The organism is Pseudoxanthobacter soli DSM 19599 (assembly GCF_900148505.1).
In the GTDB taxonomy this organism is placed as follows: domain Bacteria; phylum Pseudomonadota; class Alphaproteobacteria; order Rhizobiales; family Segnochrobactraceae; genus Pseudoxanthobacter; species Pseudoxanthobacter soli.
On record NZ_FRXO01000014.1, the window covers coordinates 24,594 to 49,033 of the forward strand.

Annotated in this window: 27 protein-coding genes; 5 read left to right on the plus strand and 22 right to left on the minus strand. The window is 69.0% G+C overall.

The window, feature by feature from the left end; genetic code table 11:
* Nucleotides 1-57: 57 nt before the first annotated feature.
* The 7 genes from BUF17_RS20500 to minC all read right to left on the minus strand — a co-directional run bounded on the left by BUF17_RS20500 (nt 58) and on the right by minC (nt 7,090).
* Nucleotides 58-1,173, minus strand: coding sequence for an RHE_PE00001 family protein (locus tag BUF17_RS20500; RefSeq protein WP_073632262.1), 1,116 nt, complete (start codon nt 1,171-1,173; stop codon nt 58-60).
* 49 nt (nt 1,174-1,222) lie between these two features.
* The gene (locus tag BUF17_RS20505; RefSeq protein WP_073632264.1) at nt 1,223-1,966 is read right to left on the minus strand and encodes a TerC family protein; all 744 of its coding nucleotides are present in this window, start codon (nt 1,964-1,966) and stop codon (nt 1,223-1,225) included.
* A gap of 139 nt (nt 1,967-2,105) precedes the next feature.
* Nucleotides 2,106-3,674, minus strand: a complete 1,569-nt coding sequence (pap, locus tag BUF17_RS20510; RefSeq protein ID WP_073632266.1) for a polyphosphate:AMP phosphotransferase — start codon at nt 3,672-3,674, stop codon at nt 2,106-2,108.
* Nucleotides 3,675-3,834: 160 nt separating this feature from the next.
* A complete protein-coding gene (locus BUF17_RS20515; protein WP_073632366.1) occupies nt 3,835-4,884 on the minus strand; it encodes a bile acid:sodium symporter family protein in 1,050 nt (349 codons plus the stop codon).
* 206 nt (nt 4,885-5,090) lie between these two features.
* Nucleotides 5,091-5,363, minus strand: coding sequence for a cell division topological specificity factor MinE (gene minE, locus BUF17_RS20520; protein WP_073632268.1), 273 nt, complete (start codon nt 5,361-5,363; stop codon nt 5,091-5,093).
* Nucleotides 5,360-6,178 carry a septum site-determining protein MinD gene (gene minD / locus BUF17_RS20525; protein WP_073632270.1) on the minus strand — a complete coding sequence of 273 codons (819 nt, stop codon included), beginning with the start codon at nt 6,176-6,178 and terminating at the stop codon, nt 5,360-5,362. The genes minE and minD overlap by 4 nt, the downstream gene beginning before the upstream one ends.
* A gap of 21 nt (nt 6,179-6,199) precedes the next feature.
* Nucleotides 6,200-7,090: a septum site-determining protein MinC gene (minC, locus tag BUF17_RS20530; protein WP_244530974.1), complete on the minus strand. Its 891-nt coding sequence runs from the start codon at nt 7,088-7,090 to the stop codon at nt 6,200-6,202.
* A 353-nt stretch (nt 7,091-7,443) separates the two neighbouring features.
* Between minC and zigA the strand changes: the two genes are divergently transcribed.
* Together zigA and BUF17_RS20540 are read left to right on the plus strand one after the other, a co-directional pair.
* Nucleotides 7,444-8,673, plus strand: a complete 1,230-nt coding sequence (gene zigA / locus BUF17_RS20535; RefSeq protein ID WP_073632272.1) for a zinc metallochaperone GTPase ZigA — start codon at nt 7,444-7,446, stop codon at nt 8,671-8,673.
* Between the two features lie 18 nt (nt 8,674-8,691).
* Nucleotides 8,692-9,150, plus strand: a complete 459-nt coding sequence (locus tag BUF17_RS20540) for a hypothetical protein (protein ID WP_244530975.1) — start codon at nt 8,692-8,694, stop codon at nt 9,148-9,150.
* 190 nt (nt 9,151-9,340) lie between these two features.
* On the opposite strand, the gene pcaD is transcribed toward BUF17_RS20540, so the two are convergent.
* The 4 genes from pcaD to BUF17_RS20560 are packed head-to-tail and all read right to left on the minus strand — an operon-like array spanning nt 9,341 to nt 13,002.
* The gene (pcaD, locus tag BUF17_RS20545) at nt 9,341-10,126 is read right to left on the minus strand and encodes a 3-oxoadipate enol-lactonase (RefSeq protein WP_175563765.1); all 786 of its coding nucleotides are present in this window, start codon (nt 10,124-10,126) and stop codon (nt 9,341-9,343) included.
* Nucleotides 10,126-11,331, minus strand: coding sequence for a 3-oxoadipyl-CoA thiolase (gene pcaF, locus BUF17_RS20550; RefSeq protein ID WP_073632277.1), 1,206 nt, complete (start codon nt 11,329-11,331; stop codon nt 10,126-10,128). Before pcaF ends, pcaD begins: the two co-directional genes overlap by 1 nt.
* Nucleotides 11,332-11,333: 2 nt before the next feature.
* Complete coding sequence (locus tag BUF17_RS20555) at nt 11,334-12,122, minus strand: CoA-transferase subunit beta (protein WP_073632279.1); 789 nt, start codon at nt 12,120-12,122, stop codon at nt 11,334-11,336.
* A 16-nt stretch (nt 12,123-12,138) separates the two neighbouring features.
* Nucleotides 12,139-13,002: a CoA transferase subunit A gene (locus BUF17_RS20560; RefSeq protein WP_073632281.1), complete on the minus strand. Its 864-nt coding sequence runs from the start codon at nt 13,000-13,002 to the stop codon at nt 12,139-12,141.
* A gap of 103 nt (nt 13,003-13,105) precedes the next feature.
* On the opposite strand from BUF17_RS20560, the gene BUF17_RS20565 reads away from it, so the two are divergent.
* Nucleotides 13,106-13,978 (plus strand): IclR family transcriptional regulator domain-containing protein, encoded by an 873-nt coding sequence (locus BUF17_RS20565; protein ID WP_073632283.1) that lies wholly within the window; start codon nt 13,106-13,108, stop codon nt 13,976-13,978.
* 105 nt (nt 13,979-14,083) lie between these two features.
* On the opposite strand, the gene BUF17_RS20570 is transcribed toward BUF17_RS20565, so the two are convergent.
* From BUF17_RS20570 to atpD, 9 genes are read right to left on the minus strand one after another with little or no spacing between them, the layout of a single operon-like run.
* Nucleotides 14,084-14,968 (minus strand): F0F1 ATP synthase subunit gamma, encoded by an 885-nt coding sequence (locus tag BUF17_RS20570; RefSeq protein WP_073632284.1) that lies wholly within the window; start codon nt 14,966-14,968, stop codon nt 14,084-14,086.
* On the minus strand, nt 14,965-16,494 hold the full coding sequence (locus BUF17_RS20575; protein ID WP_073632285.1) for a F0F1 ATP synthase subunit alpha: 1,530 nt from the start codon (nt 16,492-16,494) through the stop codon (nt 14,965-14,967). The genes BUF17_RS20570 and BUF17_RS20575 overlap by 4 nt, the downstream gene beginning before the upstream one ends.
* A complete protein-coding gene (locus tag BUF17_RS20580) occupies nt 16,491-17,258 on the minus strand; it encodes a F0F1 ATP synthase subunit delta (protein WP_073632287.1) in 768 nt (255 codons plus the stop codon). Before BUF17_RS20580 ends, BUF17_RS20575 begins: the two co-directional genes overlap by 4 nt.
* A 12-nt stretch (nt 17,259-17,270) precedes the next feature.
* Nucleotides 17,271-17,531, minus strand: coding sequence for a F0F1 ATP synthase subunit C (locus tag BUF17_RS20585; RefSeq protein ID WP_073632289.1), 261 nt, complete (start codon nt 17,529-17,531; stop codon nt 17,271-17,273).
* Complete coding sequence (locus BUF17_RS20590; RefSeq protein ID WP_084565053.1) at nt 17,528-18,259, minus strand: F0F1 ATP synthase subunit A; 732 nt, start codon at nt 18,257-18,259, stop codon at nt 17,528-17,530. The genes BUF17_RS20585 and BUF17_RS20590 overlap by 4 nt, the downstream gene beginning before the upstream one ends.
* The gene (locus tag BUF17_RS20595) at nt 18,259-18,621 is read right to left on the minus strand and encodes an ATP synthase subunit I (RefSeq protein WP_244530976.1); all 363 of its coding nucleotides are present in this window, start codon (nt 18,619-18,621) and stop codon (nt 18,259-18,261) included. Before BUF17_RS20595 ends, BUF17_RS20590 begins: the two co-directional genes overlap by 1 nt.
* On the minus strand, nt 18,618-18,920 hold the full coding sequence (locus BUF17_RS20600) for an AtpZ/AtpI family protein (RefSeq protein WP_073632291.1): 303 nt from the start codon (nt 18,918-18,920) through the stop codon (nt 18,618-18,620). Before BUF17_RS20600 ends, BUF17_RS20595 begins: the two co-directional genes overlap by 4 nt.
* Nucleotides 18,917-19,396, minus strand: coding sequence for a F0F1 ATP synthase subunit epsilon (locus tag BUF17_RS20605; protein WP_244530977.1), 480 nt, complete (start codon nt 19,394-19,396; stop codon nt 18,917-18,919). Before BUF17_RS20605 ends, BUF17_RS20600 begins: the two co-directional genes overlap by 4 nt.
* Nucleotides 19,393-20,850, minus strand: a complete 1,458-nt coding sequence (atpD, locus tag BUF17_RS20610) for a F0F1 ATP synthase subunit beta (RefSeq protein ID WP_073632293.1) — start codon at nt 20,848-20,850, stop codon at nt 19,393-19,395. The genes BUF17_RS20605 and atpD overlap by 4 nt, the downstream gene beginning before the upstream one ends.
* Before the next feature lie 298 nt (nt 20,851-21,148).
* On the opposite strand from atpD, the gene BUF17_RS20615 reads away from it, so the two are divergent.
* Together BUF17_RS20615 and BUF17_RS20620 are read left to right on the plus strand one after the other, a co-directional pair.
* A complete protein-coding gene (locus BUF17_RS20615) occupies nt 21,149-21,604 on the plus strand; it encodes a hypothetical protein (RefSeq protein ID WP_073632296.1) in 456 nt (151 codons plus the stop codon).
* Nucleotides 21,601-22,386: a MinD/ParA family ATP-binding protein gene (locus BUF17_RS20620; RefSeq protein ID WP_073632298.1), complete on the plus strand. Its 786-nt coding sequence runs from the start codon at nt 21,601-21,603 to the stop codon at nt 22,384-22,386. Before BUF17_RS20615 ends, BUF17_RS20620 begins: the two co-directional genes overlap by 4 nt.
* 58 nt (nt 22,387-22,444) lie before the next feature.
* Here the strand turns inward: BUF17_RS20620 and BUF17_RS20625 are convergent, their stop codons facing one another.
* Both BUF17_RS20625 and gcvA read right to left on the minus strand, forming a co-directional pair.
* Nucleotides 22,445-23,230, minus strand: a complete 786-nt coding sequence (locus tag BUF17_RS20625) for an NAD(P)-binding domain-containing protein (RefSeq protein ID WP_073632300.1) — start codon at nt 23,228-23,230, stop codon at nt 22,445-22,447.
* A 189-nt stretch (nt 23,231-23,419) separates the two neighbouring features.
* Nucleotides 23,420-24,421 (minus strand): transcriptional regulator GcvA, encoded by a 1,002-nt coding sequence (gcvA, locus tag BUF17_RS20630; protein ID WP_084565037.1) that lies wholly within the window; start codon nt 24,419-24,421, stop codon nt 23,420-23,422.
* Between the last annotated feature and the right edge of the window lie 19 nt (nt 24,422-24,440).

The window sequence follows — 24,440 nt, forward strand, 5'->3', positions numbered from 1 at the left end:
AGCGGCACAATCCGTCCCCGCCCGGCGCCGGTCAAGGCGCCGGCCACGGGCCGACCGTCAGCCCGGTAGCGCCGTGAACGCACGGTAGCGCCGGCGGCCGGTGATGTCGCGCACCACGGGATCGAGGTCGGCCAGCAGCACCTGGATCGCCTGCGGGCTGATATCGAGCGCCGCCGCCGCCATGGCGACCGTGATGATGGGCTTCGCGAGCAGAAAATCGACCAGATCCGGCATCCGGGAGTTCTTGCGTCGCCCGGCGAGCCGGGCGGCAAGCCGGCGGTGCACCAGGAGCAGACGGTCGTGGTCTTCGAGGCCGATACGCGCGCCTGCGGCAATGCCGTCGAGGATGCGCACGAGCCTGCCGGTAGCACCAGCCGGGGTCGGTCCGCGCCGGCCTTCGAGCAGGCCGGCATTCAGGCAGGCGAGGTGGTTGAGCGTCTTGCCGCGCCGGCGCAGCAATGCGGCGCCCAGCAGCGGCCCTAGCCATGGCCGGCTCGGGATCGGCTGCAGGACGGTCCAGGCATCGACGGCGACGGCCGCAGCCAGCATCGCCGGCTGGCCGCCGGTCGCAGCCACGACGTCGCACCACTCCGCGAGCGCCGCCTCGCCATCGTCGTCGTCCGGCTCGGCCTGCCGGGTACGACGGTCATGCGTGGGCGCGACCGGCCGGCTGTCCGCCACCGGCTCCTCCCCTGCGAGATGGCGGCTGGTCCGGGCGAGAACGGCATCGAGATCGGCGAACAGCGACGCCATGGCATCCGGCTCCGCCGTTCGCTGGCGCGTCGGCGTTGCCGGTTCCAGCCGGTCGCCGTCACGGCGCGGATCGGCGACGCCCTTCAGCCGGGCGAGCCCGACCGGCGTGAAGGGCTCGTCCGCCGGCGCCCCGGTCATCAGGCGACGGGTGGCGAGCACGGTAGCGGCTCGCGCCAGTTCCGCTGTCGGGGCTCTGATGTCCATCGCCGCGTCGTTGAGCACGAGGTCCTCGAGCGGCACCAGCGCCCCTTCCAGCCGCAGCGACGCGCCGGCTTCGCTATAGTCCGCGCGGGCGCGCCAACCGTCCGCCACCGGGCTGCCGGCGAGCCGCTCGTCGAGGCGCGCCAGCGTCGCTTCGGCGCGCTCGAAGGCGCCGATCAGGGATCGCCACGGAACCGGGTCGACGATGACGTAAGGCATGGAGTCAATGAACCATGCCGATGCCGCGCCGTCGACCCGGAGGCCGGGTTTACGCGGCCGGCGGCGGACTTTTCTTCCGCCGGCGGGCGAGCATGTTCAGCGCCTCGACGGCGGCGGAGAACGCCATCGCGGCGTAGATGTAGCCCTTCGGCACATGGAAGCCGAAGCCGTCGGCGATGAGCGTTGTCCCGATCAGCAGCAGGAAGCCGAGCGCCAGCATGACGATGGTCGGGTTCTTGTGAATGAAGCCGGCCAGCGGATCGGCAGCCAGCAGCATCACGGCAACCGCGACGAGGACGGCGACGACCATGATCGGGATGTGATCGGTCATGCCGACCGCGGTGATGATGCTGTCGATGGAGAACACCAGATCGAGCATCAGGATCTGCACGATCGCCGCGGAGAAACTCAGCGTCGCCTTGCCGCTCGTGAGCATGTCCCCGGAATCGGGATCGACACTGTGGTGAATTTCCTTGGTCGCCTTCCACACCAGAAAGAGACCGCCCGCCACAAGGATGATGTCCCGCCAGGAGAAGCCGTGGCCGAACGCCTCGAAGATCGGCGTCGTGAGCTGCACGATGAACGCAACCGTCCCGAGCAGCCCGAGGCGGAGAACCAGAGCCAGGCCGATGCCGATGCGGCGTGCCGAACTGCGTCGCTCCTCAGGCAGCTTGTTCGTCAGGATGGAGATGAAGAGCAGATTGTCGATACCGAGCACCACTTCCATGGCGATCAGCGTGGCGAGGGCGGCCCAGGCGGCCGGATCGGCGGCAAGGCTGGCAAGATAGTCCAAGTGGAACTCCCGTCTGTGGCACCAAGGCTCCACAACTGTGATAGCCGCATGCCACAATCAACGTGGCACGCTGCAGACGGTATGATCACGAAATCGCGAGGCCGCTTCAACGCGTTTCGGCGGCCGGTCGCCGCCGCCTTCAGCCGGCGACCGCGTCCTTCAGCCGGCCCACGATGGTCTCCAGAATCTTGACGCGGGAATAGAGCTTGTCCTGCGCCTCCACCAGCGTCCAGGGCGCGAACGTCGTGCTCGTCCGGTCGACCATGTCGTTGGCCGCGGCTTCGTAAAGCGGCCACTTCTCGCGGTTGCGCCAGTCGTCGGGCGTCAGCTTGAAGCGCTTGAAGGGAACCGCCTCGCGTTCCTTGAAGCGCCGGTACTGCTCGTCCTGGCTGATCGCCAGCCAGAACTTCATGACGAGGAAACCGTTGGCGTCGAGATCGCGTTCGAAATCATTGATCTCGCCGTAGGCCCGCATCCAGTCTTCCTCGGTGCAGTAGCCTTCGACGCGCTCCACCAGCACGCGGCCGTACCAGCTGCGATCGAACACGGCGGAATGGCCGACGGCGGGGATCCGGCGCCAGAATCGCCAGAGATAGGGATGCGCGAGTTCCTCGTCGCTCGGCGCGGCGATCGGATGCACGCGCACCCGGCGTGGATCGAGCGCCTGCCGCAGCCTCATGATCGCGCCGCCCTTGCCGGCCGCGTCGTTGCCCTCGAACACGCAGATCAGCCCCCGCTTGCGCATCGCCTTGGAGGCCATCCGCTCGGCGATGCCGAGCTGCGCCTTTTCGAGGCGGGCCTTGTACTCGTCCTCATCGAGGCGCTTGGAGAGATCGAGCGAGCCGACCAGCGAGGCGACGGGCAGCTTGAAGCGGGTCGAGGGCGCGGCGTCGGTGCCGTTCGCGCCCGCCTGCGTGTCGTTCGACTGCATCGGGCCGCAAGGCGCGGACGGCGTGGAAGCGGCGGTCGGGGCCGGGGCCGCCGCCTGGGGGGTGGAGGCGCGCAGCAGCGCGTCGAGCAGCGCCTTGCCGGCGGCGGCGTCGCGATAGCGGCTGTCGCCCGCCGGCACGACGATCCACGGCGCGTAGGCCGTCGACGTGATCTCGGCGACGCGCACGCTTTCCATCAGGAGCCTGTCGTGGTCCTTGCCAGTCTCGATCTGCGGCCATTCGCGGATGGTCAGGTCGTCGATGTCGCGGTGGCCGTTGCCCCGCTTCAGACGCTCCATCGCCTCGTCGCGGCCGAGGTGCAGCCACAGCTTCACGATGACGACGTTCTCGGCCGAGAGCATCGCCTCCATACGGTTCACACGGTCCAGCGTATGGGTCAGCGTCGCCGGGGAGACGTCACCCTCCAGCATCTCGCGCAGGATGATGTGATACCAGTTGCCCAGCATCACGCCGATCCGGCCTTTGGCCGGGAGATCGCGCCAGTAACGCCACGCCTGCGGGTGGTGATGATGGAAGCGGTCCGGATTGTCGTAGGAAATCGTCTCGAGATAGTGGGCGTCGAGCCACTGGTAGAAGCGGTTCAGCACCTGCCCCTTGCCGGCCCCGTCCGGTCCGTTCAGAAGCACCAGCACCGCCTTCTTGCGCTGGTCTACCAGGTCGAACTGGGCGTTCAGCAGGTCCTCGCGCAGCTGCGGCTCCAGTTCCTTGAACGCATCTTTGGTCAGGTTGTGGGCGAGCTTCGTGGCTGAATCGAACATGGCTTCTTCCCGTCGGGCGGTTCTTGCCGGCCTTCGCGCCGTGCGAGCGCGCGGCTGCGGCCTTCCCTGAGCCTCTCGTTGAAAACCCTATTCGCCGGTTTGGCAATCGTGGCTGCGACGATTGCCGTGCGATCGAGAAGCCCGTGACCGGCGACCGCTCCTATTCCGCCGCGCCTTTCAGCGCGGCCTCGTCGGCATCGACCGCCGCCGCGAAACGCCGGGCCAGCACGGCGCAGGTCATCAGCTGGATCTGGTGGAAGAACATCAGCGGCAGCACGATCGCGCCCACATCCTGCCCGCTGAAGATGACGTTCGCCATCGGCGCGCCGGACGCGAGGCTCTTCTTCGAGCCGCAGAACGTGATCGTGATGCGGTCCTCGCGGTTGAAGCCGAGCCAGCCGCTGCCGAAATAGGTCATCACCAGCACGATCGCCAGCAGAACGGCGTCGAGCACGAGCACGATGGCGAGCGAGCCGATGGAGATCTGGTGCCAGATGCCGCCGATGACCGCCTCGCTGAACGCAGCGTAGACCACCATCAGGATCGACCCGCGGTCGACGATCTGGGTCAGGATCTTGTGGCGGCCGAACCAGCTTCCGAGCCAGGGCTGCACGATCTGGCCGGCGATGAACGGCGCCAGCAGCTGGAGCAGGATGGACACCAGCGCATCGGTCGAGAACCCGCTGCCGTGACCGAGGCTGTGAAAGATCACCCCGCTCATCAGCGGCGTAATGAACATGCCGAGAATGTTCGACGCTGAGGCTGCGCAGATCGCCGCCGGCACGTTGCCCTTGGCGATCGAAACGAATGCGATCGAGGACTGCACCGTCGACGGCAGCACGCACAGGAACATGATGCCCGTGATCAGCGCCTGAGGCAGGATTCCCGGCATCAGGAACACGGCCGAGCCCAGCACCGGGAACAGCACGAACGTCGTCGCGAGAATGACGATGTGAAGCCGCCAGTGGGTCAGGCCGGCGATAACCACCGCCCGCGACAGACGCGCGCCGTGCAGAAAGAACAGAAGCGCGATGGCGAGGGTCGTTGCGGTATCGAACCCGCGCGCCGCCTCTCCCCGGATCGGCAGCAGCGATGCCAGCACGACCATGCCGACGATCGCAATCGTATACCACTCTCGCTTGAGGAACCGAACCAAGGCGCCAATCCCGAACCGATGCTTGCGGAGGACCGAAGCGCCCGCGAGAGGCATGGCGGAACGCATCGGCGAGCCGGCACCATAGCCGATTTCCGGGGCGAACGAGATATTCCCCCCGGGAAAAGCAGCCTCAACCCGGCACTTCGGAAAGAACCCGCACACGCAAAATGGAGAGCCCCGCCCCGGCGGCAACCGGAGCGGGGCCAATCATGCGGCAGCGACCGCTGGACGGTGGCCGCGGCAAGGCGGCCACGCCGGAATCAGGCCGCCTGCTTGGCACCCACTGCGCCGGGCAGATCGACTTCGACTTCGAGGGTCGACATCAGGTCCTCGCGGCGCATCGCAACCCGCACCTTGTCGGAGGCGACGTCGACATGCTTGGCGATGGCCTTCAGGATCTCCTCGCGCAGCACGAGGATCAGGTTCGGATCGCCGCCGACGCCGCGCTCGTGCTGAAGCAGGAGCTGGAGCCGGTCGCGCGCCGCCGAGGCCGGAGGAACGCGCTTCGCCCGGAAGAAATTGAACCGCTTCATGCCGCCCTCCGTCCGAACAGCCGGGTCATGAAGCCGCGGCGCTCGTTGGTCACCACCATCGGCACGTCCTCGCCCGTCAGGCGCTTGGCGGCGTCGGTATAGGCCCGGCCGGCGGCGCTGAGCGGGCTCAGGACCGTCACCGGCGAACCCAGATTGGACGCACGCAGGACTTCCTCGCTCTCCGGCACCACGCCGACCAGCGGCACGGACAGGATTTCGAGCACGTCCTCGATCTTCAGCATCTCCCCGCGCTCGGCGCGGTTACGATCGTAGCGGGTGATCAGCAGGTGCTTGTCGATGCGCCCGCCGTCCTCGGCCTTCTTGGTCTTGGAATCGAGCATGCCGATGATGCGGTCGGAATCGCGTACCGACGACACTTCCGGGTTGGTCACGACCACCGCGACGTCCGCGAAGCGCATGGCGAGGGTGGCGCCGCGCTCGATTCCGGCCGGGCTGTCGCACACGACCCAGTCGAATTCCTTCTTCAGGTCCTCGATGACGCGGGCGACGCCTTCCTCGGTCAGGGCGTCCTTGTCGCGGGTCTGGGAGGCGGGCAGCAGGAACAGGCTCTCGATGCGCTTGTCGCGGATCAGCGCCTGGTTGAGCTTGGCATCACCCTGGACGACGTTGATCAGGTCATAGACCACCCGGCGCTCAGCGCCCATGATCAGGTCCAGGTTGCGAAGACCGACGTCGAAATCGACGACGGCCACCTTCTTCTTGCCGCCATCGGCAAGGGCTGCTCCGAGAGCGGCAGTCGACGTCGTCTTGCCGACTCCGCCCTTGCCCGACGTCACGACCAGAACTTTGGCCATCTTTCCTGCCTCCATGCTCGATCAGCCGAGCGCTGCCACCTTCATCGCATCGCCTTCGAGCCAAGCCTGCACCGGCTTGCCCCTCAGATCGCGCGCCAAATCTTCCGTCGTCTTGTAGAGACCGTCGATCGCCAGCAGTTCCGCCTCCATCTTCCGGCAGAAGATGCGCGCCTTCGGGTTGCCGCCGCAGCCGGCGATGGCCCGGCCGCGCAGCGTGCCGTAGACGTGGATCGAACCGCCCGCGACCACCTCCGCGCCCGAGGCGACGGAGCCGAGCACGGTCACGTCGCCCTGCGGGAAGAACACCGACGCGCCCGAGCGCACCGGCTCTTCGATCAACAGCGACGCCGCTTCCTGCCGCGAGGCGGGCTCGATTCGCGGCATGTCGCGCACCGGCTGCGGAATCGGCGCCGGCTCCGGAGGCGCCTCGGCAACGGCCTTCTCGTCCGCACAGTCCGTCAACTTGTCCGGGTCGACCACCTTGCCGCCCGTGAACAGCGGCGGCATCTCCGGCGTCACCCACGAGGGCTTCGCGCCCTCGATGCCCACGAGCCGCACGCCACGTTCCGCAAAACCCGCGACGAGCGCCTCCACATCCGACCGCCCCTTGGCGACCGCCGACACGTCCAGCACCACCGGACGGGTTCGGAAGAAGCCCGGCGACTGCGCCGACCACGCATCGAGGCCGGCGAACCATGCCTCGGTCGGCTCTTCCGGCGTCAGCACCAGGGCCAGATAGGAACGGCCACGAAACCGGATCGGAAGGCGAGGCTGTCTGATGGCGATGGTCACGATCGTGTCTCTCCGTGTGCTTCCAGTCAGCGCCGATATGGTTAATTGCGGGTTAACGGTGGTTAACCTTTCCATGCCGCTCTGTGGAAAGCACAGCCCGGGCACGGACAACATCGCCATTTCCCCTGCCGCTCGATGGCCGAACGCCGCCGGATGCACAAGCCCCCGCGCGCACGAATTGCTTTTTTCTATGTTATTTCAGATACTTCAATAGCGGCGACACGGAGCACTCGCCGCCCGCGTCTCCGGCGCATCGCCGGATCCGGACACACCGCGCGAGTCGGGGATAAGGCCGTCCGGCGCCTCGCAGGCGAATCTCCCCGCGGCAGTCGCGACGTCGAATCGTTTACGAATGACCGCCCGATTCTCGTCGGAACGGCCCGCCCGTCCGTCGCGGAGGCCGCCATTGACTTCCCCACCCGCCCGCCGGTATCAATGTGTAATGTTATAACATTACAGTTACGGAGTTTGCGATGTCGCCCCTTCCGGCGCATGACGGGCGTCTGCCCGTGACGGTCCTGTCCGGCTTTCTCGGCGCGGGCAAGACCACCCTGCTGAACCACGTCCTCCATAACCGCGAAGGCCGCCGCGTCGCCGTCATCGTCAACGACATGAGCGAGGTCAACATCGACGCGGATCTGGTGCGCGAGGGCGGTTCGAACCTCTCGCGCACCGACGAGAAGCTGGTGGAGATGACCAACGGCTGCATCTGCTGCACGCTGCGGGACGACCTGCTGCAGGAAGTCCGCCGGCTCAGCCGCGAGGGACGGTTCGATTACCTCCTGATCGAGGGCACCGGCATCGCCGAGCCCCTGCCCGTCGCGAGCACCTTCTCCTTCCGCGACGAGAACGGCGACAGCCTGTCCGACGTCGCCCGTCTCGACACCATGGTGACGGTGGTCGACGCCGCAAGCCTCGTGCGGGACTACGGTTCGCGCGATTTCCTGCGCGACCGCGGCGAGACCGCCGGCGAGGAGGACGCCCGCACCATCGTCGACCTGATGGTCGAGCAGATCGAATTCGCCGATGTCGTGGTCATCAACAAGATCTCAGATGTGGCACGGGGTGAGCGTGAACTCGTCCGCAAGATTGTCAGCTCGCTCAATGCCGATGCGCGGATCGTCGAGACCGATTTCGGCCGCGCTCCGCTCTCCGACATCCTCGATACCGGCCTGTTCGACGAGGAGAAGGCTCAAGAGCATCCGCTGTGGTTCAAGGAACTCTACGGCTTCAAGGATCATGTTCCCGAGACGGCGGAGTACGGCATCGAGAGCTTCGTCTACCGGGCGCGACGGCCGTTCGATCCCGTCCGGCTCAACGCCTTCATCGCCCGCACGTGGCCGGGTCTGATCCGCGCCAAGGGCCACTTCTGGCTGGCGACGCGGCCGAACTGGGTGGGTGAATTTTCGCTCGCCGGCGCGACCGCGCGGGTGACCCCGCTCGGCCGGTGGTGGGTCGCGGTGCCGGTGGAACGCTGGCCGGACCATCCGGAATGGCGCCGCGCCGTCGCCGGGAACTGGGACGAGGTCTGGGGCGACCGGCGGCAGGAACTCGTGTTCATCGGGACCGGCATGGATGAGGGCGCCATCCGCGCGGCGCTCGACGACTGCCTCGCCGGGCCGGAACGGGTCGAGCGCTTCGATCCGCTCGCCTACCGGCATCTGCGCGACCCGTTCCCGGCCTGGGACGCCGTGTCGGCGTGAACGCGTCGAGGCCGGACCATGGACTTTTTCGACCGCGCCGCAAGGCCGCGGAAGACCACGCCGTTCGCCTGCGTTGCCCACGAACCGACGGCCAAGGAGAGCCTGATGCCCGACAAAGAGACCGCGCACGACCACAAGACCCATGCCGGCCATGACCACGATCATGGCGCCGGCTGCGGCCATACCGCCATACGCCACGGCGACCACGTCGACTACCTGCACGACGGCCACCTGCATCATCCGCACGGTGATCACGTCGACGAGCACGTCATCGAGGTGAGCGACACCAATCCTGACGGCTGCACCTCGGCGGCGGCAGGCCACGGGACCGGTCATGCCCACGGGCCGGACTGCGGCCATGAGGCTGTGCCCCATGGCGACCACGTCGACTATCTGGTCGACGGCCGGCTGCACCATCCTCATGGCGACCACTGCGACGATCATGGCCCCGTTGAGGTCGTGCAGACCAAGACATGAAGAAACGGCCGGCCGGCATTCCCGCCGGCCGGCCGCAGACACTCCTGTCGCGTTCGACGCGCGGCGATCTTGCCGCGGCGCGTCCAGCCTCGGGGGCGACCCCTCGCCGCTTCCGAAGGCGTTCGCCGGCCATGATGGGCGACACACCCTCGTCGCGACGAACCGGCATCGGCCGGACGGATGCGCAGCGTCAGCCGAGGAAGTCGACCAGCGTCGCGGTGAAGCGCTCCGCCTGTTCGATGTTGGAGAGATGCGCGGCTTCGAGCATCGTCAGCCGGGCCCCGGGAATGGCTTCGGTGAGCCAGACCGCCGTCGCCGGCGGCGTTGCCGGATCGTGGTCGCCGCCGATCACGAGCGTCGGCGCCTTGATCAGCGGGGCGGTGGGGCGTTGATCCATGTCGCGGATGGCCGCGCAGGCGCCGGCATAGCCGATGGGATCGGTCGCGAGCAGCATGGCGCGGACGGGGGCGATGGCGTCGGGCGCAGTGTCCCGGAAAGGCCGCGTGAACCATCGCTCGATCACCGCGTCCACCATCGCCGGCATGCCGCTGGCGAGCACGGTATCGATCCGGGCGGACCAGTTCGACGGCGGCCCCATATAGGCGGCGGTGTTGCAGAGCGCGAGCCGCGCCAGCCGCTCCGGCGCCCGCACGCCCAGCCACTGGCCGACCATGCCGCCCATGGAAAGCCCGCAGAACGACACCTGTTCCAGCCCGAGCCCGTCGATGAGCCCGACCACGTCGCGGCCGAGCCGGTCCATGGAATAGGCGCCGGCCGGAACGCCCGAGCGTCCATGGCCGCGCGTGTCGTAGCGCAGCACGCGATGGCGCTGCGTCAAGGCAGGCACCTGCGCCGCCCACATTTCCATTGCGGTGCCGAGCGAATTCGACAGCACCACCACCGGCGCGTCGGCGGGCCCGTCGAAGCGATAGGCCAGCCGGCAACCGTCGTCGACGGTCAGGTATTCGACATCCATCACACCCGCTCCAATGCCACGGCGAGCCCCTGGCCGACGCCGACGCAGAGCGTCACGAGGGCATAGCGCTCGCCGGTCTTCTCCAGCGCATGGGCCGCGGTGAGTGCGATGCGCGCGCCGCTCATGCCGAGGGGATGACCGAGGGCGATGCCTCCGCCGTGGCGGTTGACGCGCTCCTCGCGGGTATCGACGCCGAGATCGCCCATGGAGGCGATGACCTGGCTCGCGAACGCCTCATTGATCTCGATCACGCCGAAATCGTCAATCGTCAGCCCGAGGCGCGCCATCAGCTTGCGGCTCGCGGGGACCGGGCCGATGCCCATCACCCGCGGCTCGACGCCGGCCGAGGCCATCCCGAGGATGCGCGCCCGCGGCGTGAGCCCCTGTGCCTTCGCGGTCGCCTCGTCGGCGACGAACATCGCCGCCGCGCCGTCGTTGACGCCCGAGGCATTGCCGGCCGTCACCGTGCCGGGCGTGCGGAACGGCGCCTTGAGCTTCGCCAGCGCCTCGACGGTGGTTTCCGGCCGGGGGTGTTCGTCCGCGGTGAAGGCGAACGGCTTGCGCTTTGCATCGAGCGCCTCGACGGGCACGATCTCCTCGGCGAAGAATCCGGCGGCCTGCGCGGCACCCGCACGCGCCTGGCTCTGGGCCGCGTAGGCGTCCTGAGCCTCGCGCGAGATGCCATACATATCGGCGACATTCTCGCCGGTTTCTGGCATGGAATCAACGCCGTAGAGCGCTTTCATCGCCGGATTTATAAAGCGCCAGCCGATGGTGGTATCCTCGATCTGGGCAGCGCGGGAAAATGCCGTCTCCGCCTTCCCCATTACGAAGGGCGCCCGGCTCATGGATTCGACGCCGCCGGCGACGACGAGCCCGGCTTCGCCGGTCCGCACCATGCGGGCGGCCTGCCCCACCGCCTCAAGGCCGGATGCGCACAGCCGGTTGACGGTCACGCCCGGCACACTCACCGGCAGGCCGGCCAGCAGCAGCGCCATGCGCGCGACGTCGCGATTGTCCTCTCCCGCCTGGTTGGCGCAGCCCAGAATGACCTCGTCGATCGCCGCCGGGTCGAGCCCCGGATTGCGGGCCATCAGCGCCTTGAGCGGCACCGTGGCGAGGTCGTCGATGCGGACGTGGGCGAGCGAGCCGCCGAAACGGCCGATGGGGGTGCGAACGGCATCGCAGATGAAGGCCTCGGTCATGGTCAGCTCCCGTGCGCGGCCTTGGTGCGCGCCTGAAGGTCACGCAGGACATCGAGTTCCAGCGCGCTCGGCGCCGGGGTTTCTTCGAGGACGGCGGCGAATTTCACTGGCCAGCCAGTGGCTTCGGCCACCTGCTCCCGCGTCGTTCCAGGATGGAGCGAGACGACGGTCAGTTCCTTCGTCTCGGGGTCGGGGCGCATGATGCAGAGGTCGGTGATGACCTGGGTCGGCCCCTTGGTGGTGATGCCGAGCGACTCGCGTTCGTTGCCGCCGCGGCCGTAGCCGATGGAGGTGACGAAATCGACCTTCGGCACGAAGCCGCGCTTCGACTGCTTGAGGATGATGAAGACTTCCTGGCAGTTGGTTGCGATTTCAGGGGCGCCGCCGCCGCCGGGAAGGCGAGTCTTCGGGTGATCGTAGGGACCGACGACGGTGGTATTCAGGTTCGCATAGCAATCGACCTGGGCCGCGCCGAGGAAACCGACCGTGATCCGCCCGCCCTGGAGCCAGTAATTGAACATTTCCGGCACGGAAACCGTGGTCAGAGCTGTCTCGCACAATTCGCCGTCTCCGATAGACAGCGGCAGGACGTTCGGGCGGGTGGCGATGGTGCCGCTCTCGTAGATCAGCGTGATCCCGGGCGCGTGGGTGAGGCGCGCGAGGTTGCACGCGGCGGACGGCGCGCCGATGCCGACGAAGCACACGTCGCGGTCTGTGAGCAGGCGCGCGGCGGTTACTGTCATGATTTCGGTCGGTGAATAGGCGCTCGAAGCGTTGATTTGGGCGCTCATTGCTTGGTTACCGCTCTCAAACCGCCTTGCCGGAGCGCGCAGCGCCGGCATGAGGCAGGAAGGCTTCCGGTCCGGCGTTCATCACGTTCTCCTCGATCCAGGCGAGGAAGCTGTCGCGATCGCGCGAGATCGCGTCCCAGGCGAGATAGAAGGCGTTGTTGCGGGGATAAAAGCCGTGGGCGTAGGACGGGAACGCACCACCCGGCACGACAGAGATCGCGGTGACCGCCCAGTGCGGGAGAATGCAGGCATTGGGGTAGGAGCCGCGCAGGTCGTCGACCACTTCCTCGACCGTGACGAGCGAGCGACGGGCGGCCAGCACCGCCTCCTTCTGCACGCCGACGATGCCCTCGATCAGGACGTTGCCCTCCCGGTCGGCCTTCTGGGCGTGGATCACCGCGGCGTCGGGACGGATCGCGGGAACCGCCGCCAGCACCTCGCCGGTGAACGGACAGGTGACCGACCTGATGTTGGGATTGACCCGCGGCAGCTCGGCACCGCGATAGCCGCGCAGCGTCGCGAACGGCAGATTGGCGGCTCCCGCCCAATAGGCGGCGGCCATCGCGGCGTGGCTGTGCTCCTCGATTTCGAGCGGGCGCGGCCAGTCCTTCTCCACCGCCTCGCGGATGCGGTGGGCGGAGCCGACGCCCGGATTGCCGCCCCAGGAGAAGGTAAGCTTGCGGGCCATGCCGCAGCCGATCATCTGGTCGTAGAGCAGGTCCGGGGTCATCCGCACCAGCGCCAGTTCCCGGCGCTTCTGCCGGATCACCTCGTGGCCGGCGGCATAGGGAATGAGATGGGTGAAGCCCTCGAAGGCCACGGTGTCGCCGTCCCGGACGACCTCCTCGCACGCTTCCGCGAGCGCCAGAAATTTTGCCATCGCTTTTGTCCGCCGCGTTCTGACTGACGGTTTGTCGATTTAAGTTTGACCGATAATCGCACATACTGTACGATATTCGTCATTGATGGAACCGGAACCGCCCATGGTCAAGCGAAAAGATGCGTGCGAGGACGAGGTCGCGGCCGAACAGACGCCCGCGCAGGCGCTGGACCGGTTCGCGGGTGACCCCGATTTCATGCTGTCGCTGGCGCGCGGACTTCTCGTGCTGCGGGCCTTCGAGCGGGAGCCGGTGCTGAGCGTCAGCCGCGCCGCCGCCCTGACAGGGTTGCCGCGCGCGGCAGCCCGGCGCTGCCTCTACACACTGGAGCAGCTCGGCTATATCGGCGGCGGCGATGGCGAATGGCGGCTGCGGCCGATGCTGCTGACGCTGGCGCAGGCCTATCTCACCTCGACCAGCTTCGCGGAGGCCGCCCAGCCCTATCTGACACGGCTGCGCGACACGGTCGGAGAATCCTGCTCGATCGGCGTCTTCGACGGCGACGAGGTCGCCTACATCGCCCGTGCGGAAACGAAGCGGATCATCTCCATCGCGCTCCATGTCGGCAGCCGGGTCCCGGCCTATTGCACCTCGATGGGGCGCGTTCTGCTGGCCCAACTCGATCCGGCCGCGCTCGACCGCTATCTCGCCGCGGCGCCCTTTCCCGCCCGAACGCCTCATACGCGCGTGACCGCCGCCGACCTCCGCGCCGAACTCGCGACCGTCGCGGCTTCCGGCTATGCGCTGATCGATCAGGAGATGGAGATCGGCCTGCGCTCGATCGCCGTGCCGATCCGCGACGCCTCCGGCCGCGTCGTCGCCGCGCTCAATGTCGGCGCCGCCGCCGCGCATCTGGAGCGAGACGCCCTGGTCGAAAGCGTGCTGCCGGTCCTTCGGGATATTGCCGGCGAGCTGACGGAACTCGCCGTGCTCGCGCCGGGCATCGTCGCGCGCGATCCGGCACAGCGGACGCGCTGACCGCGCGCGGCCAAACGATGCGTGCGGACTTCAAGGCATCGCTCTATCGACTTGTGCAAAAACGCGTTTTCCAAACAGCCGATCGCGCCGCCCGTCGCAAACGCCTCATGCGATGGTCGAGGAACTCGCGGCAAGTTCTACGATCTCGTTGGTGATCTCTTCCTGGCGCAGCTGGCGGGACCGGGCGACCAGCGTGCCCAGCGTCGCCTCGACATTCGTCTTCGCCGCGGTCATCGCGCGCATCCGCGCCTCGTTCTCCGCCGCGAACGACAGCGTCACCGCCTCGCAGAGTTCGGCGAACACATATTCCTCGATCAGGCGTGCCAGAAGGTCGGCGGGCGGCAGCGTCAGCACCGGCGGGATGCCGTCCGTCGCCGGAGGGAAGCGGGCGACATCGAACGGCACCAGCCGGCGCGCCGTCGTCTCGACCGCCGCAGCGCCCCCCGGCACGGCATGAACCACGGTCACCCGCGCGATCCGGCCGGCTTCGATGCGGTCATAGAGGGCATCGACGATCCGACCGGCCAGCACGGGGGCCTGGGCGGCGTGGGCGACCATCGGCGCCGACCATGCGACGGGCGAGCCGCGTTCCTCCGCGAGGGAAAGACCGCGGTCGCCGATGAGGAAACGTTCGACACCGCCTTCCCCGCCCTCCACCGCGACGGCATCGGCCGCTTCCAGCACCCGCTCGCTGAAGGTGCCGGCGAAGCCCTGCTCCGCCGTGAGCACGATGACGGCGTGACCCCGGACGCCGCGCGCACCGCCGCCGTCCCCCGGATCGGCGATATGGCGGCGCTCGACCTCGGGCAGGAATGCCAACGCCTGGCTGACGGCATGGGCGATCATGCCGGCATAGGCCCGGATGCCGTCGACACGACCCCGCGCCTCGCGGGCGCGGGCGGCGGCGATGCCCCGCATGGCGGCGATCACGGCCGACAGCTGGTTCACCGTGCCGATGCGGGCCTCGACGTCGCTGAGGCGTTCGGTCATGAGGCCGGCTCCGCCGCCGCGCCGGCGAGGCCCGCGGCCAGATCGCGGACGATGGCGACGAGGCGATCGCGGGCCGCGTCGTCGAGCTTGCCGCCGGCATCGAGCGCCCGGGCTATATCCTGCGTCGTCGCATCGAGCCGGGACGGAAGCGCGGCGCGCAGGGCGGCGAGGCGCTCCGGCGGCAGGCTGTCGAACACGCCCGCGGCCAGGGCGGCGAGCAGCGCCGCCTGATCGACGAGCCTGAGATTGGCGAAGCGAGGCTGGGTCAGGAGCGCGCGGATGCGCTCGCCGCGCGTGATCTGCGCCTTGACGCGCGTATCGGAAATGCCGCCGAAGCGGGTGAACATTTCCAGTTCCAGAAATTGCGAGTAATCGAGCCGGATGCGGCCCGAAAGCTGCCGCAGCGCCGGACGCTGCGCCTTGCCGCCGACGCGGCTGACGCTGAGGCCGACATCCACCGCCGGGCGCTGGTTCGCCGCGAACAGGCGGGAATCGAGCACGATCTGCCCGTCGGTGATGGAGATCAGGTTGGTCGGGATATAGGCGGACAGGTTGCCGGCATCGGTCTCGGCGATCGGCAGCGCGGTGAGCGAGCCGCCGCCCTTGTCGGCCGCGAGCTTCGCGGCGCGCTCCAGCATCCGCGCGTGGACATAGAAGATGTCACCCGGATAGGCCTCGCGGCCGGGCGGCTCGCGGGTGAGGAGTGCCAGTTCGCGGTGGGTCGCGGCATGCTTGGTGAGGTCGTCGATGACGATGAGGGCATGGCCGCCCCGGTCGCGGAAATATTCCGCCATGGTGAAGGCGGCGAACGGGGCGATCCACTGCTGGCCCGCCGGCGCCGCCGCCGAGGCGACCACGAAGATGCAGCGTTCCGGCGCGCCGTGGGCGCGCACCGCCTCGATCACGCGCTCCACCGCGGTGGCGCGCTGGCCGACCGCGACATAGACCGAGATCACGTCGGAGCGCTTCTGGTTGACGATGGCATCGACCGCGATCGCGGTCTTGCCGGTGGCGCGGTCGCCGATGACGAGTTCGCGCTGGCCGCGACCGAGCGCGAACAGCGCGTCGAGCACGAGGATGCCGGTTTCGACGGGCTCTGCGACGAGATCGCGCTCGATGATGGCGGGCGCGGGCCGCTCGATGGGGTGATGGTCTTCCGCGACGATGGGCGGGCCGCCGTCGAGCGGGCGGCCGAGCGGATCGACCACCCGGCCGAGCAGCCCCGGCCCGACCGGAACCCGGATGACCTCGCCGGTGCCGGCAACGCGCGAGCCGGCCTCGATGGCGGCGCCGTCGTCGAGCAGCACGGCGCCGATGTCCTCGGCGTCGAGCGTGAGCGCGAAACCGGCGACACCGTTCTCGAAACGCAGGAGTTCGTCGAGCCGGACATCCGGCAGGCCGGAGACGCGCGCGATCCCGTCGGCGACGCGCTCGACGCGGCCGACGGCTTCGACCTGCGGCGCAAGCGGCGTGCGTTCCACAACGGACCGGTTGCGGCCGAGCCAGTCCGTTTCCGACGGCGTCATGACGCGGCATCCTTCGTTTCGGGCCCGCCCGCTTCCGCCTCGAGGGCGGCGGCGATGCGGTCGAGATCGGCCTTGAGGCTGTTGCGCACGACGGCGTGCTCCGCCCGGAGTTCGAGGCCGGCGATCAGGTCCGGATCGGGATCGACCGCTATCTCCACCGGACGGCCGAGAACGCGGGCGAGAGCCTCCCGGCAGGCGGCGGTTTCGTCTGCATCGAGCGCACGGGGGGCCGCGAGGCGGACGGGCGCATCGCCCGAGGCCAGATCGGCACGGGATGACGCGGGAAGCGCGGCGATGCCTTCCGCAAGCCCTTCGATGAAGCCGGTGACGCGGGCGCTGTCCGGCAGGCGCCGCATCACCCTCGCCGCGATATCGACGGCGAGGCTCGCGGCGCGGGCATCGGCACCGGCCGCCTCCTCGCGCTTCGCCCGTTCCATGTCCGCCGCCGCGGCGGCGCGCAGGCGATCGGCCTCGGCTTTGGCGGCGGCGAGCCCGGCGACGCGGGCGGCATCGGCTTCGGCGGCGGCGGCCTGGAGCAAGGCGGCGCGGGCCGCGACGGTTTTCTGCGCCTCCTCCACGGCGTGGGCGCGTTCGGCCTCGGCCGCGGTTCGGGCGGCCTCGGCATCGTCGAGCAGCCGCGCGGCCTCCGCCTGCCGCGCGGTGATCATCGCCGCGACCGGCCGGAACAGGAAGCGCGAGAGGATCCACAGCAGGACGAGGACGTTTACCGTCTGGAGTCCGAGCGTCCACCAATCGAAGTGCATGACGCGGCCGGCCTAGTGGATGAACGGGTTTGCGAACAGCACCAGAAGCGCGATCACGAGGCAGTAGATCGCCATGGTCTCGATCATCGCGAGGCCGACGAACAGCGTGCGCGACAGCGTGCCGGCGGCTTCGGGCTGGCGGGCGATGGCATCCATCGCCGCCGCCACCGCGCGACCCTCGGCGAGGGCCGGACCGATGGCGCCGAACGAGACCGCGATGGCGGCCGCGAGGATGCTGACGATCTCGATCAGGTTCGAACCGGTGTCGGTCATGACGTCTTCCGTTCGCTGTCTTTGGGAGAGGGACCGGCGGCGGCCGTGGGAGGCGCGGGCGGCGGGCCGCCCTCCCCGCCCACGGCGGCGCCGACGAACACCGTGGCCAGCACGGCGAAGATGTAGGCCTGCACCGCACCGGTGAGCAGATCGAGCGCCATCAGCGGGATCGGCACCAGCAGGCCCGCAAGGGACAGCACGATGGCGATGACGAACACGCCGCTCATGACGTTGCCGAACAGGCGGACGATCAGGGAGAAGGTGCGCGTGATCTGCTCGACGACATTGAGCGGGATCATGATCCAGCTCGGATCGGCGAAGGTCTTCAGGTAGCCGCCGAGGCCGCGCACCGCGATGCCGTAGGCGATGGTGGCGCAGAACACCACCAGCGCCAGCGCGGCATCGGTTTCGAGATGCGCGGTCGGCGGCTCTATCCCGGGAATGAGCGAACTCCAGTTCGCCACCAGCACATAAAGGAAGATGGTGCCGATCAGCGCCCGGTAGGGGCCGGGCTCGGTCTGCATGGTGTCGCGGATCTGGCCGTCGATGGCGCCGACCACGATTTCGAGCACGGCCTGCGCCCGGGTGGGCCGCATCGCGAGCCGCCGTGTCGCGAGCGCGCAGAAGGCCCACAGGGCCGCGATGATCGCCCACGTCACGACCACAGGCGACGTGATCGGCACCGGCCCGATGGAGAACAACGGTTCGAGGACGAGGGGCGAGCCGATCATGGCGCATCCTCGCTCGGCGCGCGTCCGAGCCGGCGGACCAGCAGCGCGCGGGCCGCGACGAGACCGAGCGCGCCGGCGACGAGCGCCAGCGCACCGAGCCGCGCCAGGGCGACGAACACGGCCACCAGCAGCGCGAAGCGCGCGACCTGGACCGCGAAGGCTTTGAGCGCCCCGCCGCCGGCATAGAGCCGCACGTTCCACCACAATGAGCCGAAATGCACGATGCCGAGCGCGAACCCGACGCACAGCGCGAGCGCCGCCGAGCCCGCGGGCCCGAGCGCGAGGCCGAAGTGGGCGAGCGCCTCGCCGAGGCGGCCGAGAAACGTCATCACCGGCTGCGGATCGGTTGCTTCCATCATGGTCGGTGCATCCATTTCCAGGCGGACCAGCAGCCGATGGCGATGCCGATCATCAGGAGCGGCGCGGAGAAGAAGATGCCCGTGCCGAAGCGCTCGTCGAGCCAGCGACCGACGAAGACCCCGATGAGGGCGGGAATGACGATGGCCCAGCCGAGGACGCCGATCTGGCCGAGACGGACGCCCAGCGAGGGTTCCGGCGTGCGACGGCTGCTTTCCTCCCGGTCGGCGGCGCGCCGGGCCGCCTCCGCGAGGCGGTCTTCATCCCTCGAACCATCGTCGCCGGTTGGAGCGGACGTCATTCCCCGTCTCCCCCGGCCGACGGCGGCACCTCGATCAGGTCGCCCGAGCCCGGCCGCATGTAGCGCATCAACTGGCGCACGGCGCGGGCGTGGAGACGCATTTCCTCCACGCGCGCCTTGCGCCCGGCATCGGCCTGCGCGGCACGCAGCGCCGCCACGTCGTCGCGCAGCCGGTCGAGATCGTCGCCGAGCGTGCCTTCCCGGCAGGCAATCGCGACCGTCGCACCCGCGGACACCGTCATGACGCCGCCATCGACGGCGCAATAGCGCGTTGCACCGCCGGCCGAGCGCCAGCGCACCACTGACGGGGCGAGCACCGTGAGAAGGCCGGTGTGGCCCGGAAGGATGCCGAAGCTGCCACTGCCGTCCTCCGCCCGAACAGCGAGCACGGCCGCGTCGTCGACCAGCACGGCGGCCGGCGTCGTGATGGTGAGGTGCAAGAGGGTGGGCATGAGGGTGGGCGCGGTCGCGCTCATGATGGCGGTCCCTGCCCTGGCGCGGCGGCCTTGCCGCGCGCGGCCGTCTCGCGGGCGCGGGCCTCCGCGATGTCGCCGATCATGTAGAGCGAGCTCTCGTCCCAGTCGTCGCATTCGCCGGCCAGGATGGCGCGGCAGCCGGCGATGGTGTCGGCGACGGCGACCGTGCGCCCGGGCACGCCGGTGAACGCCTCGGTGACGGTGAACGGCTGGGTGAGGAAGCGCTGCAGGCGGCGCGCGCGGCCGACGATGCGGCGGTCTTCGGCGCCGAGTTCCTCCATCCCGAGCAGGGAGATCACGTCCTGAAGCTCGCGATAGTGCTCGATGGTGCGCCGGACCTCGGTGGCGACCGCGGCGTGCTCCTCGCCGACGATCAAGGGATCGAGCAGGATCGACGACGAGGCGATGGGATCGACGGCGGGATACATTCCCTCCGCCGCCATGGAGCGCGACAGCACGACCATGGAATCGACATGGGCGGCGATGGTGGTGACCGCCGGATCGGTGAAATCGTCGGCCGGGACATAGACCGCCTCGATCGCCGTGACCGAGGCCTGGCCGACCGAGGTGATGCGCTCCTGCAGCGCGGCGACCTCGCTCGCGAGCGTCGGCTGGTAGCCGACGCGGGACGGCAGCCGGCCGAGCAGGCCCGACACCTCCGCGCCCGCCTGGACGAAGCGGAAGATGTTGTCCATCAGCAGGAGAACGTTCTGGTGGCGCTCGTCGCGGAAGAACTCGGCGATGGCGAGCGCGGTCATCGGCACGCGCCAGCGGGCGCCGGGCGGCTCGTTCATCTGGCCGTAGACCAGCACGGTGCGGTCGAGCACACCGGAATTCGTCATGTCGAGCAGCATCTCGTGGCCCTCGCGGGAGCGCTCGCCGACGCCGGCGAACACCGAGATGCCCTGATAGCTGCGCACCATCGCCTGGATCAGTTCCATCACCAGCACGGTCTTGCCGACGCCGGCGCCGCCGAACATCGCCGCCTTGCCGCCCTGGGCGAGCGGCGCGAGAAGATCGATGACCTTGATGCCGGTGGCGAAGATTTCCGACGTTCCGCTCTGCTCGGCGAACGGCGGCGGCGCGCGGTGGATCGGCCGGCGCGGCACATCGGCGGGAAGCGGACCGCGCCGGTCGCCGATGCGGCCGGTGACGTCGAGAAGGCGGCCGAGCACGGCCTCGCCGACGGGCACCTGCACCGGCCCGCCGATGGCGCGCACCGCATCGCCGCGCCGCAGCCCGGCGGTCGCCTGGAGCGCGATGGCCCGCACCGTCGCCGGGTCGAGATGGGCCTGGACCTCGGCCATGACGGAGAGGCCGCCGTCGCCCCGGATCTCGAGCGCGTCGTCGATCGGCGGCAGGCGGGAGGCGGCAAAGGCGATATCGACCACCGCGCCGCGCACGGCGACGACGCGGCCTTCGAGATCGGCGGCCTTGTCGGTCAAGGTGTCCATCGGGCAGATTTCCGTGGTCCGGCGGCCCTGCCGCCTCATCCTGCACCCCGGCGGCGGGGCCGGTCAAAGGGTGTTGCTCTCGGGAGGGACCAGAAGACGCCCGGGACGGGACCGCGGCATTGATCTCGATCACGCGCCGCGCTTTCGAAGGTTGGTCCGGCGCCGACATCCGGGTCGCGGCAAGCCCGGAACAAGATGGCAGTGCCATGGGAGATGGCAGCGTCATGGGGATGGACTATAATCCGGGACATCCCGCCCCGGCCCCAACGGCGCGCCCGGGCGGATCGTCTCTCGCCCCATGGATGACCGCTACGTGCAAGACAACCCGACCGCTCACCCCATCGTCGAGCACCTGCAGAAGATCTGCCATCAGATCTCCCACGGGAACTACCGCGAGGCGGACGACCTGTTCTCGCTAACCTCGGCCGACGACGGCGTGTCGCCGATGATCGCCGACCTTGCGGAATCGTTCGGGCTGATGCTGGTGCGGATCGAGGCGCGCGAGATCCAGCTCGAACGGCTCGTGGCCGAGCTGACGGAGGCGAAGAAGGAGCTCGAGATCGCCAACCGCCAGCTCAAGAAGGACAATCGCCGCCTCAGCGAGGTGGTCGAGCAGATGAAGGTCGAGATCGACCGCCACCAGACCCAGCAGCAGGTGGGCGAGATCACCGAAACCGATTATTTCCGGCAGCTCAGCAGCCGGGCGCGCGAAATCCGCGCGCGACAGCGCCGCGTGCAAGAGGCCGGTCAGTGACGAAACTCGTCTGCGTGCATTCCTATCGGGGCGGAACGGGCAAGTCGAACATCGTCGCCAACCTCGCCGTGCTGCTGGCGCAGCGCGGGCGCCGGGTCGGCATCATCGACACCGACATCCGCTCGCCCGGCATCCATGCGCTGTTCGGCCTCGAACGCGCCGAGATCCACGCCAGCCTGAACGACTATCTCTGGGGCAAGTGCCTGATCGAACAGGCCGCGCTCGACGTGACGCCGAGCGTCGCCTCGCCCGGGCCGGGCGGCGCGGTGTTCCTGGTGCCGTGCAGCATGCGCGCAGGCGAGATCGCCCGCATCCTCAAGGAAGGCTACGCGGTCGAGCGCCTCAATGACGGCATGCAGATCCTGTCGGAGGCGCTCGATCTCGACATCCTGCTGATCGACACCCATCCGGGCGTCAACGAGGAGACGCTGCTGTCGATCGCGATTTCGGACAGCGTGCTGTTCGTCCTGCGCCCGGACCATCAGGACTATCAGGGCACGGCCGTGACGCTCGAACTCGCCCACCGGCTGGAGGTGTCGCAGCTCCTCCTCGTCGTCAACAAGGTGCTGGAGACGACGGACCAGGACGGCCTCGCGGAGAAGATCGTCACGGCGTTCCAGACCCCCGTCGCGGCGGTGCTGCCGCTGACGGAGGATCTGGTGCGGCTCGGCAGCGGCGGCGTGCTCGCCTCGCTCAGGCCGGAAGCAGACTATGTCCGCCGGCTGCACGCCGTCGTCGGACTGATCGACGACGCCGCCGCGCGCCCGAACGCCGTGACCTGATCACGGCTCGCCCGTGCCGGCTGCTCGGCCGGCTTCGCCTTCGCCAGCAAACGTCGGCCTACTCGGCCGGTTTGGCCTTGGTGAGCACGTGACGCTCGACGATGTCGAGCGCGCGCCCGATCTCGTCGAACCAGCCGACCTCGTTCAGGTGCGCCCGGGCGCGCTCGTTGAGGCCGCCCTTCGTTTCGTGATGGGCGGGATCGAGCGGCTCGCCGTCGCGGTAGGACTTGAGCCCGATCTCGGCGAGGCCGGCGAACAGCGAGCGCACATAGAGCGTCGCCCGGTCCGGCGACATGCCGCGCTGTTCCAGCCAGGCGACGACGGTGTTTTGAAGCTGGTAGTGGCTGGACATCACCGCGCTGCCGTTGGCGATCGCCACCAGATCCGCCTCGCGGTCGGACACGATGAGATCGCCGAGCGGCGCGAACAGCTCCTCGACCAGCGGATCGGGCGGCACCATCATCACCGGGCCCTTGCGCAGGCTGATCGGCGGCAGCGGATTGACGCGCACGACGCGCGCGGCAGGGGCGACCTTCGCCCGCACCCTTTCCAGCGGGACGCCCGCGAGGAAGCTCACCACCACCTGATCGGGACGGAAGGAAATGCCGGCCAGCGCCTCGTCGAGCTGCGGCGGCCGCACCGCGAGAAACACCACGTCGCTGCCGGCGACGACCGCGGCGGTCTCGGCCACGCTCACGTTCGGATAGGCGGCGGCGAGCGCGTCGGCGCGCGCCTTCGAGCGCGGCGTCACGGCGACGGCGATGTCGGCGCCACGGGTCGCCTGAAGGCCCTGCACCACCGCCTCGGCCAAGGCACCGGTGCCGACGAAACCAAGTCGAAGCATGAGAACTCCCGTCTGAACGGCGCGGCTGGAAGCGGCCGGCCGGCGAAAATCGGACCGCACCGCGCGCCACCGGGGCGGTCGCGCCTGCGCGGAGAGGAAGACGTGAAGAGACGGATAGGGCCGAGGCAGCGAGACGGAGCCGGAGCGATTTCCTGTCGATCTGATGTTTCCATCGGATCGGAACGCGCTCTAGAAAGCCATCGCCGCCTCCTGACGGATCCAGCGGCGGAATTCCGCCACCACCGGCTTCTCAGAAAAGGCCGGGCTCGTCAGGACGTGGAACCCGTCCTCGGTCGAGATCGCCGCCTCGAACGGTCGGACGAGGCGGCCGGTCTTGAGATCGTGCTCGACGAGCAGGTGGCTGGCGAGCGCGATGCCCTGGCCCTGCACGGCGGCGTCGAGCATCACCCCGGCGTCGTTGAAGAACAGGGTTTCCTCGAACGAGATCGAACCGACGCCGGCGGCGCTGAACCAGGCCGCCCACAGGCTGGAATTGGCCGCCTGCAGCAGCGTGTGCCGGCTGAGATCGTGGGGCCGCAGGATGGCCGGGCCTTCGCGCAGCAGCGTCGGACTGCACACCGGAAAGAAGCGGTCGCGCCCGAGCGGTTCCGCATGAACGTCCGGCCACGGCCCGCGACCCCAGCGAATGGCGACGTCGATGTCCTGCCGGTCGAAGTCCACCGGATCGCTGGAAGCGAGCAGCGTGACCTTGACCTGCGGGTTGAGCTGCATGAACCGCTTCAGGCGCGGCACCAGCCAGCGCGAGGCGATCGACGGCAGCGCGTTGACGCAGAGCACGGCGGGGGCCTTGGGATCGGCGATACGGTCGCAGGCACGCGCGAGCAGACTGAGCGACTCGCTGACGGCGCTCGCGAGCGAATTTCCCTCCCGGGTCAGTTCGACCCGGCGCGGCAGGCGACGGAACAGGCGGACGTCGAGCAGGTCCTCCAACTGGCGGATCTGCTGGCTGACGGCCGACTGGGTGACGCAGAGTTCGTCCGCGGCCGTGGTGAAGCTCCCGTGCCGTGCGGCGGCGTCGAACACCCGGAACAGGTTCAGGGGCGGCAACCGGTGCATGCGCTTGCCGGCGCGCGGTTCGCCCGCTTCGCTGCGTTCGTCACCGGCGACCAGCTTGCCCCCGAGCAGCTTGCCCCCAAGTGCGTCCGAAGCGGGATTGACCCGGTCCGTCATTGCCCCTCCCATTCCTGCC